The organism is Fictibacillus terranigra, from assembly GCF_030412265.1.
Taxonomy (GTDB): domain Bacteria; phylum Bacillota; class Bacilli; order Bacillales; family Fictibacillaceae; genus Fictibacillus_C; species Fictibacillus_C terrinigri.
Map to the genome: position 1 here is coordinate 30,157 of NZ_JAUHLN010000012.1, position 12,022 is coordinate 42,178.

The 12,022-nt window shown below is 45.3% G+C and carries 10 protein-coding genes and 1 other annotated feature; all 10 genes read right to left on the reverse strand.

Features of this window, described 5'->3' with window-relative positions; translation table 11 throughout:
- Window positions 1–36: 36 nt before the first annotated feature.
- The 10 genes from QYF49_RS25060 to secE all read right to left on the reverse strand — a co-directional run bounded on the left by QYF49_RS25060 (window position 37) and on the right by secE (window position 12,005).
- Entirely contained in the window at window positions 37–285 is a 249-nt protein-coding gene (locus QYF49_RS25060) for a 50S ribosomal protein L7ae-like protein (RefSeq protein WP_290402282.1), read from the reverse strand.
- An 83-nt stretch (window positions 286–368) separates the two neighbouring features.
- On the reverse strand, window positions 369–3,992 hold the full coding sequence (gene rpoC / locus QYF49_RS25065) for a DNA-directed RNA polymerase subunit beta' (protein ID WP_290402283.1): 3,624 nt from the start codon (window positions 3,990–3,992) through the stop codon (window positions 369–371).
- Between the two features lie 30 nt (window positions 3,993–4,022).
- Window positions 4,023–7,565: a DNA-directed RNA polymerase subunit beta gene (gene rpoB / locus QYF49_RS25070; RefSeq protein ID WP_290402284.1), complete on the reverse strand. Its 3,543-nt coding sequence runs from the start codon at window positions 7,563–7,565 to the stop codon at window positions 4,023–4,025.
- A gap of 266 nt (window positions 7,566–7,831) precedes the next feature.
- Complete coding sequence (locus QYF49_RS25075; protein ID WP_290402285.1) at window positions 7,832–8,434, reverse strand: class I SAM-dependent methyltransferase; 603 nt, start codon at window positions 8,432–8,434, stop codon at window positions 7,832–7,834.
- A gap of 104 nt (window positions 8,435–8,538) precedes the next feature.
- The gene (gene rplL, locus QYF49_RS25080; protein WP_290402286.1) at window positions 8,539–8,901 is read right to left on the reverse strand and encodes a 50S ribosomal protein L7/L12; all 363 of its coding nucleotides are present in this window, start codon (window positions 8,899–8,901) and stop codon (window positions 8,539–8,541) included.
- A gap of 51 nt (window positions 8,902–8,952) precedes the next feature.
- Window positions 8,953–9,453, reverse strand: a complete 501-nt coding sequence (rplJ, locus tag QYF49_RS25085) for a 50S ribosomal protein L10 (RefSeq protein ID WP_290402287.1) — start codon at window positions 9,451–9,453, stop codon at window positions 8,953–8,955.
- 40 nt (window positions 9,454–9,493) lie between these two features.
- Window positions 9,494–9,640: a sequence feature (ribosomal protein L10 leader region), on the reverse strand.
- A gap of 43 nt (window positions 9,641–9,683) precedes the next feature.
- Entirely contained in the window at window positions 9,684–10,385 is a 702-nt protein-coding gene (gene rplA, locus QYF49_RS25090; RefSeq protein WP_290402288.1) for a 50S ribosomal protein L1, read from the reverse strand.
- A 200-nt stretch (window positions 10,386–10,585) separates the two neighbouring features.
- Window positions 10,586–11,011: a 50S ribosomal protein L11 gene (gene rplK, locus QYF49_RS25095; protein ID WP_007203564.1), complete on the reverse strand. Its 426-nt coding sequence runs from the start codon at window positions 11,009–11,011 to the stop codon at window positions 10,586–10,588.
- A gap of 170 nt (window positions 11,012–11,181) precedes the next feature.
- The gene (gene nusG / locus QYF49_RS25100) at window positions 11,182–11,715 is read right to left on the reverse strand and encodes a transcription termination/antitermination protein NusG (protein ID WP_290402289.1); all 534 of its coding nucleotides are present in this window, start codon (window positions 11,713–11,715) and stop codon (window positions 11,182–11,184) included.
- Between the two features lie 83 nt (window positions 11,716–11,798).
- Entirely contained in the window at window positions 11,799–12,005 is a 207-nt protein-coding gene (gene secE, locus QYF49_RS25105) for a preprotein translocase subunit SecE (RefSeq protein WP_290402308.1), read from the reverse strand.
- Window positions 12,006–12,022 lie beyond the last annotated feature (17 nt).

The window sequence follows — 12,022 nt, forward strand, 5'->3', positions numbered from 1 at the left end:
AGAGGCCACGCGGGTGACGTCGCAAAAACATTTATTTTATCCTTTTATAGCAACAGTTGCGGCTCCAACATCAATTCCGCAAGCTTTACCAAGCTTTTTCATGGAATCAACTCTCGTAATCGGGACAAGTTTTTCCTGTGCGATCTGTAAAACCTTACCGGTCACACGAGGATCAGCATCATCGGCAACGACGAGCTCTTTCACTTCCCCGTTTTGCAAAGCCTTAATGGTTTGCTTAGTTCCTACGATAAAATCAGAAGCCTGTGTCACTTTTTCATAAGACATCGTTATATCCTCCAAAGTAACATTTCTTAGGAGCACTCAGATATGATATCACTGTTGTGCTCCCAATGTCAACACTTCTCTTGTTAATCTTGCGGGACTAGTTCTGTTGCAGCGTTATCAGCGGTTTCGCCTTCTTCTGTTGCTATTGGAGAATCCATTCCCACATTTCTGTAGACGGACATTCCGGTACCAGCCGGGATCAGCTTACCGATGATTACGTTCTCTTTCAATCCGAGCAATTCATCACGTTTACCTTTGATTGCTGCATCGGTCAAGACACGAGTTGTTTCCTGGAATGATGCTGCAGACAAGAAGGATTCTGTTTCAAGAGATGCTTTGGTAATACCTAGCAGCACAGGACGCCCTGTAGCAGGGATGCCTCCTTCAAGGAGAACCTTTCTGTTTACATCGGTAAAGTTATGAATATCCATCAATGCTCCAGGCAATACGTCGGTATGGCCTGCATCGATGATACGGACTTTGCGAAGCATCTGGCGAACCATTACCTCTACGTGTTTGTCTCCGATTTCTACCCCTTGCATACGGTATACTTTCTGAACTTCACGAAGAAGGTATTCTTGAACGCCTTCCGCACCTTTAACTTTGATCAATTCTTTAGGATCGATTGAACCTTCAGTAAGAACTTGACCTGCTACCACTGCGTCACCTTCAGCAACTTTAATGCGGGCACCGTATGGTACAGTGTAAGATCGGGTTTCAATCTCGCCTTGAACAAGGATTTCACGCTTCTCTTTGGACTCGTTGATGCTGATGACGGTTCCTTCAAGCTCAGAGATTAATGCTTGACCTTTCGGGTTACGTGCTTCAAACAACTCCTGGATACGCGGTAAACCTTGAGTGATATCGTCTCCTGCTACCCCACCTGTATGGAACGTACGCATTGTAAGCTGTGTTCCCGGTTCCCCGATGGATTGGGCAGCGATGATACCAACCGCTTCACCGACTTCAACGTCAGAGCCTGTCGCCAGGTTGCGGCCGTAACATTTCTTACATACACCGTGACGAGTGTCACAAGTGAATACGGAACGAAGGGTTACTTCTTCAATGCCAGCATCAACGACCAGTTGTGCAGAATCTTCCGTAATTTGCTCGTTTTTGCTGACTAGAACTTCGTTTGTTTCCGGATGGTACACCGTTCTGAACGCTGTACGGCCGACTAAACGCTCGTATAAGTTCTCGATTACTTCATTGCCTTCTTTAATAGCCGCAACTTTAAGACCACGGTCAGTTCCACAGTCATCTTCACGGACGATAACGTCCTGGGCTACGTCTACAAGACGGCGGGTCAAGTAACCTGAGTCCGCTGTTTTAAGTGCTGTATCGGCAAGACCTTTACGCGCACCGTGTGTAGAGATAAAGTACTCGAGTACCGTCAGACCCTCACGGAAGCTGGACTTGATCGGCAATTCGATGATTTTACCAGCCGGGTTGGCCATGAGACCACGCATACCGGCAAGCTGTGTAAAGTTAGATGCGTTACCACGGGCACCAGAGTCACTCATCATGAAGATCGGGTTTCTCTTATCAAGGGTAAGCATTAATTTTTGCTGGATTTCATCCTTCGCCTGGCTCCAGATGTTGATGACGCGCTCATAACGCTCGTCTTCTGTAATCAAACCGCGGCGGAACTGTTTCGTTACCGTTGTAACTTTTTCTTCAGCTGCCGCTAGGATGACCTGCTTCTCAGGCAATACGACGATGTCAGAGACACCAACCGTAATCCCTGCCCGGGTGGAGTATTTAAATCCAAGGTCTTTCATGCGGTCCAGCATCTTGGAGGTTTCAGTAATCTTAAATCGTTTGAACACTTCTGCGATGATCTTACCGAGAATCCCCTTCTTGAACGGAGCAACTTCATCGTGTTTAGCGATTTCTTCCTTAATGTTGGCTCCTTGCGGAAGGAAATACTTTTCTGGTGTTTCGATCTGCAGGTTGGCAGTTGTCGGTTCGTTGATGTATGGGAATGACTCAGGAAGAATCTCGTTAAAGAGAAGTTTCCCGACAGTCGTCATCAACATCATGTTTTGCTGGTGCTCTTTAAATGACGGCTTGTTTAAAGTGGTTACCGGAACCGCAATACGCGTGTGAAGATGAACATAGCCATTTTCATATGCCACGATTGCTTCGTTCGCATCTTTAAACACTGATCCTTCACCAATCGCACCTGCACGTTCCATCGTAAGGTAGTAGTTACCCAATACCATATCCTGAGATGGTGTAACAACCGGTTTACCATCTTTCGGGTTCAAGATGTTTTGTGCAGCCAGCATAAGAAGGCGTGCCTCAGCTTGCGCTTCTGCAGATAAAGGTACGTGGACCGCCATTTGGTCACCGTCAAAGTCAGCGTTGTATGCTGTACATACGAGCGGGTGAAGACGGATCGCGCGCCCCTCTACGAGAGTAGGCTCGAACGCCTGGATCCCAAGTCTGTGAAGAGTAGGGGCACGGTTCAGCAATACTGGATGCTCTCGAATAACATCTTCAAGTACATCCCATACTTCAGGCTGAACACGTTCAACCTTGCGTTTCGCGCTCTTAATGTTATGAGCAAGGCCTTTGGCAACAAGCTCTTTCATAACGAAAGGCTTGAACAGCTCAAGTGCCATCTCCTTAGGAAGACCGCATTGGTACATCTTAAGGTGAGGTCCTACTACGATAACGGAACGGCCAGAATAGTCAACACGCTTACCAAGAAGGTTCTGACGGAAACGGCCTTGTTTCCCTTTAAGCATATGAGAAAGAGATTTAAGCGGACGGTTACCAGGACCAGTTACTGGACGGCCGCGGCGTCCGTTGTCGATAAGAGCATCTACCGCTTCTTGAAGCATACGTTTTTCATTCTGCACGATGATATTCGGCGCACCTAAATCCAAAAGGCGCTTCAAACGGTTATTACGGTTAATAACACGGCGGTAAAGATCATTCAAGTCAGATGTCGCAAAGCGTCCTCCGTCAAGCTGCACCATAGGACGAAGCTCCGGCGGAATAACAGGAAGAACATCTAGGATCATCCAGAATGGTTCGTTTCCGGAATGACGGAACGCTTCAAGAACTTCCAGGCGTTTAATCGCGCGGGTACGACGCTGACCCTGCGCAGTTTTAAGCTCTTCTTTCAGCTGATCGACTTCTTTGACAAGGTCGATGTCTTCAAGAAGGCGTCTGATGGCTTCAGCACCCATCTGTGCAGTGAACCCCTGACCGTATTTTTCACGGTAGGAACGGTATTCTTTTTCAGAAAGCAGCTGTTTTTTCTCCAGCGGCGTTTCACCCGTATCTGTCACCACGTAAGATGCAAAGTAAATAACTTCTTCCAGTGCTCTTGGAGACATATCGAGTACAAGACCCATACGGCTTGGTATTCCTTTGAAATACCAAATGTGCGAAACAGGTGCAGCAAGCTCGATGTGACCCATACGGTCACGTCGAACTTTTGCACGAGTTACTTCTACGCCACAGCGATCACATACGACACCTTTATAGCGGACACGTTTGTATTTTCCGCAATGGCATTCCCAGTCCTTTTGAGGTCCGAAAATACGTTCACAGAACAAACCGTCTTTTTCAGGCTTTAATGTACGATAGTTGATCGTTTCTGGTTTTTTCACTTCTCCTCTTGACCAAGAACGGATCTTATCAGGAGAAGCCAGGCCTATTTTCATATACTCAAAATTGTTTACGTCTATCAAGGAGCAAACCTCCCTTATGATATCCTGTTTTTATTCACTCACAGTGTAAGATTCAAGATTTAAATTAAGCTTTTCATTCGCTTGATCTTCTTCATCATCAAGCTCGCGCATTTCGATTTCCGTATCGTCACCGGACATGATCTTAACGTCCATTCCGAGTGACTGAAGTTCTTTGATCAATACTTTGAATGATTCAGGAACTCCAGGTTCCGGTACGTTCTCACCTTTGACGATGGCTTCGTATGTTTTCACACGGCCCACAACGTCATCGGATTTGACGGTAAGAATTTCTTGAAGAGTATAAGCGGCACCGTAGGCTTCAAGCGCCCAAACCTCCATCTCACCGAAACGCTGTCCACCAAACTGCGCCTTACCGCCAAGCGGCTGCTGGGTAACAAGGGAGTACGGTCCAGTAGAACGTGCGTGAAGTTTGTCATCGACCATGTGGGCCAGTTTGATCATATACATGACACCAACTGAAACACGGTTGTCAAACGGAACTCCTGTTCTTCCATCATAGAGAACGGTCTTACCATCACGGGCCATTCCCGCTTCTTCGATGGTTTCCCAAACATCTTCTTCACGCGCGCCGTCAAATACCGGCGTTGCCATGTGAAGGCCAAGCTGTCTTGCAGCCATACCAAGGTGAAGCTCAAGCACCTGACCGATGTTCATACGCGAAGGTACACCCAGAGGGTTCAACATGATATCAATCGGTGTTCCATCTGGAAGGAACGGCATATCTTCTTCCGGCATGATGCGGGAGATAACACCTTTGTTTCCGTGGCGTCCCGCCATCTTATCTCCTTCGTGAATCTTACGTTTCTGTACGATATAAGCACGTACAAGCTGATTCACTCCAGGAGGAAGCTCGTCGCCGTCTTCACGGTTAAACACTTTAACATCGAGAATGATTCCATCCCCGCCGTGAGGTACACGAAGAGATGTATCACGAACTTCACGCGCTTTTTCACCAAAGATGGCGTGAAGGAGGCGTTCTTCAGCCGTTAGTTCAGTAACCCCTTTAGGAGTAACTTTACCTACGAGGATGTCTCCATCTTTTACCTCCGCACCGACACGAATGATTCCGCGGTCATCCAGATTTCGAAGAGCTTCTTCCCCTACGTTCGGAATATCTCTTGTAATTTCTTCTGGCCCAAGCTTTGTATCGCGTGCTTCCGATTCATATTCTTCAATATGGATGGATGTATAAACATCATCTTTTACCAGACGTTCGCTCATGATGACCGCATCTTCATAGTTATAGCCTTCCCATGTCATGAAGCCGACAAGAACGTTTCGCCCGAGAGCAAGTTCTCCTTTTTCCATGGATGGTCCGTCTGCAAGGATCTCTCCTTTAACTACACGGTCGCCTTTGCTGACGATTGGACGCTGGTTATAGCACGTTCCTTGGTTGGAACGAATAAATTTAAGGCAGTTGTAACGGTCAAGCGGACCTTCTACTTCTTTTCCGTCCACCATTTCAATGCGGCGTACCTGGACTTGTTTTGCAGTAACCTTCTCAACAATTCCTTCATACTTACAGATAACAGCTGCACCGGAGTCTTTTGCAGACACGTGCTCCATTCCTGTTCCGACGACCGGCGCTTCCGGTACCATTAGAGGAACCGCTTGACGCTGCATGTTCGCACCCATAAGGGCGCGGTTGGAGTCATCGTTTTCAAGGAATGGGATACAAGCTGTAGCGGCGGAAACGACCTGCTTCGGTGATACGTCCATATAGTCGATTCGATCTCGTTTGACGATGGTGTTTTCACCGCGGAAGCGTGCGATAACGTCTTCGTTCAGGAATTCTCCGTCTTCCCCCAGAAGGGAGTTCGCTTGTGCTACTACATAGTTATCCTCTTCATCAGCAGTTAGGTAATCGATTCGGCCTGTAACTTTACCAGTTTCAGGATCGACACGGCGATATGGCGTTTCGATAAAACCGTATTCGTTTACTTTTGCATAGCTTGACAAGGAGTTGATCAAACCGATATTCGGCCCCTCAGGCGTTTCAATCGGACACATACGGCCATAGTGGGAGTAGTGAACGTCACGGACTTCAAACCCGGCGCGCTCACGTGTAAGGCCACCAGGTCCTAGAGCGGACAGACGGCGCTTATGTGTAAGCTCGGCCAGAGGGTTAGTCTGATCCATGAATTGAGAAAGCTGAGAGCTCCCGAAGAACTCTTTAATCGCGGCAATAACAGGACGAATATTGATCAGTGCCTGTGGTGTGATCGCGTTCGTGTCTTGGATAGACATACGTTCACGCACTACACGCTCCATACGGGACAAACCGATACGGAATTGGTTTTGGAGAAGCTCACCTACAGAACGCAAGCGGCGGTTTCCAAGGTGGTCAATATCATCGGTGTTACCGACACTATGAAGCAAGTTGAAGAAGTAGTTGATAGATGCGATGATGTCTGAAACCGTGATGTTCTTCACAGACTTCTCGACATTGGCATTGCCAATTACTTTAATGATTCGCTCACCATCAGCGTCATCCGGAGCATAAATGTTAATAGACTGAAGCGGGATATCCTGATCTTCAGCTACACCGCCTGCCGGAGTTACATGACGGAAACCGATGCCGTTTTCAAGATAAGGAAGTATCTTGTCCAGCGTACGGCGGTCTAATAAAGTTCCTGCTTCCGCAAGCACTTCTCCCGTTTCTGGATCAGCTAAGGTCTCAGCCAGCTTCTGGTTGAATAAGCGGTTTTTAATATGAAGCTTTTTGTTGATTTTATAACGTCCAACACTCGCCAGGTCATAACGCTTCGGATCAAAGAAGCGGGAGTCTAACAAACTCTTGGCGTTATCAACAGTAGGAGGTTCGCCGGGGCGAAGGCGCTCATAGATTTCTAGGAGTGCTTTTTCCGTACCTTCTGTATTGTCTTTATCAAGGGTATTTCTTAAATACTCATCTTCTCCTAGTAAGTCGATGATTTCTTGATCAGACCCAAACCCTAATGCACGAAGCAATACGGTAATAGGAATTTTCCTAGTGCGGTCAATGCGCACATATACTATATCTTTGGCGTCTGTTTCGAATTCGAGCCAGGCGCCTCGGTTTGGTATAACAGTGGCAGTGAAACCCTTTTTACCGTTTTTATCAATCTTTTCACTGTAGTAGACACTTGGTGAACGAACAAGCTGGGAAACAATTACACGTTCAGCACCGTTGATCACAAACGTGCCTGTATCTGTCATTAACGGGAAATCTCCCATAAATACTTCTTGCTCTTTCACTTCGCCAGTCTCTTTATTAATGAGACGCACCTTTACACGAAGCGGCGCAGCATAAGTTACATCACGCTCTTTTGATTCTTCCACGGGATACTTTGGCTCTCCGAGGCTATAGTCAATAAACTCTAGCACGAGATTCCCAGTGAAATCTTCAATCGGCGAAATGTCCTGGAACATTTCACGCAGTCCCTCATCAAGAAACCATTGATAGGAAGCCGTTTGAATTTCGATTAAGTTCGGTAACTCAAGGACTTCGCTAATTCTTGCGTAACTTCTTCGTTGGCGGTGGCGTCCAAACTGAACTAGTTGACCTGTCAACTGATTCACCCCTCAAATCCAGCGTTTTTTCTTGTTCCTATATACTCTAACATTCTATTATCGAATGTCAGAAAGACAAAAAGAAAAAGGGTTTTTATAAAAACCGCAATTTCAATCGAGCAACAGATTATATAATTTTGTCCAAATTCTTCTCTTGATATACCCTAAAAGGTTATAATATCGAGGTTTTTTCCGCATTTGAACAGAAAGGCAGAAAATGTGAATTCATTGGCATTTTATAATATTAGCATAGACTCCATGCAGAGTCAACGTTTTATCGCTCGAATAATATAGTACCCCTTGCTTTTTGAAACAGTCTCCACTTCCATAAAAACGGATTGGAGTTTTTCAATGGCAGAAGGAGCACCCTGTTTCTTTTGGATGACGATCCATAACTCACCGTCCGCCTGCAATTTATCAAACGATTCTTCAAAAAGCTGATGCACGACCTTTTTCCCGGCGCGGATTGGCGGGTTTGAAAGTATGGCGGCAAAGCTTGATTCTTGAACATTTTCAAACAGGCTGCTCTTTCGAACCTCAATGTTTGAGATCCCGTTTTTCTTCGCGTTTTCTTCCGATAATTCCAGGGCACGCTCGTTAACATCCACCATGAGTACACGCCGGCCTGGATTCTCTTTAGCAATCGCGAGCCCAATCGGCCCATACCCGCAGCCCACATCCAAACAATCACCGTCAACTCCAGGAAAAACAAATTCTTCAATCAGCAGCCTGCTTCCGAAATCTACTTCTTTCTTTGAAAAGACACCGGAATCAGACGTAAATTTGAATTCATGGTTTCTAAGTGTGAACGTCCAGGTTTTCGGGTCGCTTTTAACGTCCGGCCGTTCAGAGTAATAGTGACCACTCATGTCCATCTTCCTTTCTGTTAAAGGAACTCCTGTTAACAGTATGACCAGGATTGACTTCAAATAAAAAGGTCCGCCTGTTGGCGAACCCCATTTTTGATTTAAAGTTACTTAACTTCTACAGAAGCTCCAACTTCTTCAAGTTTAGCTTTCATTTCTTCAGCTTCTTCTTTAGCAACGCCTTCTTTAACATTGCTTGGAGCGCCGTCAACTAGTTCTTTAGCTTCTTTAAGACCAAGGCCAGTAAGCTCACGAACTACTTTGATAACTTTAATCTTAGAAGCGCCAGCGCCAGTAAGAACTACATCAAATTCAGTTTTCTCTGCAGCAGCTTCTCCGCCAGCAGCTCCACCAGCTACGGCTACAGGAGCAGCAGCAGTAACACCAAACTCTTCTTCAATTGCCTTAACTAGGTCGTTAAGTTCTAAAACTGTCATATTTTTTAAGCTTTCAATGATTTCTTTAGACATTATAATTTCCTCCTTAGTTAGTTGAATCTAATTTGATTTAAAACGAAAAGCTTATGCGCCTTGTTCTTCTTTTTGTTCTGCAACTGCTTTAGTAACCAACGCAAAGTTGCGGATTGGCGCTTGAAGCACGCTGAGTACCATAGAAAGAAGTCCTTCGCGTGACGGAAGATCGGCAAGAGCTTTTACTTCCTCAAGTGTTGCGATACGGCCTTCAATTACACCCGCTTTGATTTCAAGAGCTTCGTTTTCCTTAGCAAAGTTGTTAAGGATTTTAGCTGGAGCTACTACATCGTCATTGCTGAACGCAATCGCTGTAGGACCAACCAAATGCTCGTTAAGCTCAGATAAGCCAGTTTCGTCAGCTGCACGTCGAGTCATTGAGTTTTTGTATACTTTGAACTCGATACCAGCTTCACGAAGTTGTTTACGAAGTTCAGTTACTGCTGCTACGCTAAGACCGCGGTAGTCAACAAGAATTGTTGATTTGCTGTCGCGCAATTGTCCAGCGATGTCAGAAACTATTTGCTTCTTTGTTTCAAGAATGCTGCTCATCCTTACACCTCCTGTAGAATAGTTTAGTCATCTTCATACCGTAGCCATAAGAAAAGCCTTCATGTTAGACATGAAGGCGTAGTGTCAGAAATCAAGCAATCAAAATTGATCTTTTCTGTGCTACACACCTCGGCAGGATTATTAAGCGTTAAGCCCCCGCTGTCTACGGCATGACATAGATATTTATTTACAACATCAAAAACTATATCAGTTTAAATAATGTTTGTCAACTATTTTTTAAGTGTAAAGTTAGACGGGTTAACTTTGATTCCAGGTCCCATAGTTGAAGAAATGGCTACGTTACGAACATAAGTCCCTTTTGCAGCCGCCGGTTTCACTTTAAGCAATGTTTCGATGATTGTACCAAGGTTTTCAGCCAGCTTTTCGTTGTCGAAAGAAACTTTACCGATCGGCACGTGAATGTTTCCGGCTTTGTCTACACGATATTCTACTTTACCAGCTTTAATATCGTTAACCGCTTTCTCAACTTCAAATGTTACAGTACCTGTTTTAGGGTTAGGCATTAAACCTTTTGGCCCCAATACGCGTCCAAGACGGCCAACTTCAGCCATCATGTCAGGTGTTGCTACGATTACATCAAAGTCAAACCAACCTTGTTGGATCTTGTTGATGTAGTCAGTATCGCCTACGAAATCAGCTCCGGCAGCTTCTGCTTCTTTCGCTTTTTCGCCTTTAGCGAAAACCAGCACACGCTGAGTTTTACCAGTACCGTGCGGAAGCACTACAGCACCACGAACTTGCTGGTCCGCTTTCTTAGGGTCTACCCCAAGGCGTACCGCTACTTCTACAGACTCATCAAATTTAGCTGTCGCCGTCTTTTTAACAAGCTCGATTGCTTCAGCAGCTTCATAAGATTTTTGGCGGTCTACTAATTTAGCCGCTTCTTGGTATTTCTTTCCTTTTTTAGCCATTGTAAAAATTTCCTCCCTTATGTGGTTTAGCGGATATTCCTCCCACTTAAGCGGTCTCTCGAGATTTTGAGGCCGCCGCGCCTTTTGGGAACGCCGAAAATTCTCAAGCGTTCCGTCAGGCTTTTGTTCCATTAATAAAGGTTGCGAACCGTTTCCGGCAGGATGTCTCCTTTACTCGCAACCTTTTTTAAGCATCAGGATTAGTCTTCGATAACAATTCCCATGCTGCGCGCTGTACCTTCAACCATACGCATTGCAGACTCTACGTTTGCAGCGTTTAGGTCAGGCATTTTTGTTTCTGCAATTTCGCGAACTTTATCACGTTTTACAGTTGCAACTTTTTTCTTGTTTGGCTCACCTGAACCTGACTCGATTCCAGCAGCTACTTTAAGTAGAACAGCAGCTGGAGGAGTTTTAGTGATGAATGTAAATGAACGGTCTTCAAAAACCGTGATTTCAACCGGAATGATTAAACCAGCTTGATCAGCAGTACGAGCGTTAAACTCTTTACAGAATCCCATGATGTTAACACCAGCTTGTCCTAGTGCAGGTCCAACCGGTGGTGCCGGATTTGCTTTACCAGCAGGGATCTGAAGCTTTACCATTTTAATAACCTTTTTAGCCACGCGACACACCTCCTTAAGTCCGTGATGTGGTATATGGGTGCAATACCCTCCCACTCAAAAATACGCTTCCCCCTTGCTTAGGAGAAAGCAGTTGTTTAGAAATATCAAACATTAAAAAGTCTATCACTTTTTAAGTTGGATTACAAGTGTTTTTGAAATTAGTTGAAAAATTAAAGCTTGACGACCTGATTGAAGTCCAATTCAACCGGCGTTTCACGGCCGAACATATTCACGTGAACTTTGAGTTTTCGTTTCGCAGGGTCGATTTCTTCGATCGTTCCGACAAAATCAGCAAACGGGCCTTCTTTTACTTTGACCGCTTCCTTCAACTCATAATCCACTTCAATTCGAGGCTCTTCCATGCCCATGCCTTTAAGAATGTGCTCAACCTCTTCAGGCAAAAGCGGAGTCGGTTTGGAACCCGCTCCTGCAGATCCGACGAATCCTGTAACACCCGGCGTGTTTCGTACGACATACCATGAATCATCCGTCATGACCATTTCAGTCAGGACATATCCAGGGAAGACCTTCTTCATAGCTGTTTTTGTTTTGCCGTTCTTGATTTCGGTTTCTTCTTCAACAGGAACCAATACACGGAAAATCTTGTCCGACATTCCCATCGATTCCACGCGCTTTTCCAGGTTCGTTTTCACTTTGTTTTCATACCCTGAATAAGTATGAACGACATACCAGTTTTTTTCCATATTTATCGGGACAACCCGTGTCCTTTCCCTCCTAAACGGATATACTCTAGCATTGTATCCAGTTATGTTTCTATATAATCAACCTAGTCTAAAATGAGCTCAATAAGCTTAGAAATGCCAAGGTCAACTGCCCAGAAAAAGATTGCCATCAAAACAACTGTCAGGATCGTTACGGCTGTATAGCGAATCAGCTCATCACGCTTCGGCCAGCTAACCTTTTTCATTTCCTTCTTAACGTCGGATAAGAATTTTGCAGGTGACTTTCTTGTTTTTTCAGCAATGTCAGCCATCATGTTACCCCCATTAC

Excerpts from the sequence above, each read along its gene's own strand:
- rplL (WP_290402286.1), bottom strand. The coding sequence starts at position 8,901 with ATGTCTAAAGAAATCATTGAAAGCTTAAAAAATATGACAGTTTTAGAA.
- secE (WP_290402308.1), bottom strand. The coding sequence starts at position 12,005 with ATGGCTGACATTGCTGAAAAAACAAGAAAGTCACCTGCAAAATTCTTA.
- rplJ (WP_290402287.1), bottom strand. The coding sequence starts at position 9,453 with ATGAGCAGCATTCTTGAAACAAAGAAGCAAATAGTTTCTGACATCGCT.
- QYF49_RS25075 (WP_290402285.1), bottom strand. The coding sequence starts at position 8,434 with ATGAGTGGTCACTATTACTCTGAACGGCCGGACGTTAAAAGCGACCCG.
- QYF49_RS25060 (WP_290402282.1), bottom strand. The coding sequence starts at position 285 with ATGTCTTATGAAAAAGTGACACAGGCTTCTGATTTTATCGTAGGAACT.
- nusG (WP_290402289.1), bottom strand. The coding sequence starts at position 11,715 with ATGGAAAAAAACTGGTATGTCGTTCATACTTATTCAGGGTATGAAAAC.
- rplA (WP_290402288.1), bottom strand. The coding sequence starts at position 10,385 with ATGGCTAAAAAAGGAAAGAAATACCAAGAAGCGGCTAAATTAGTAGAC.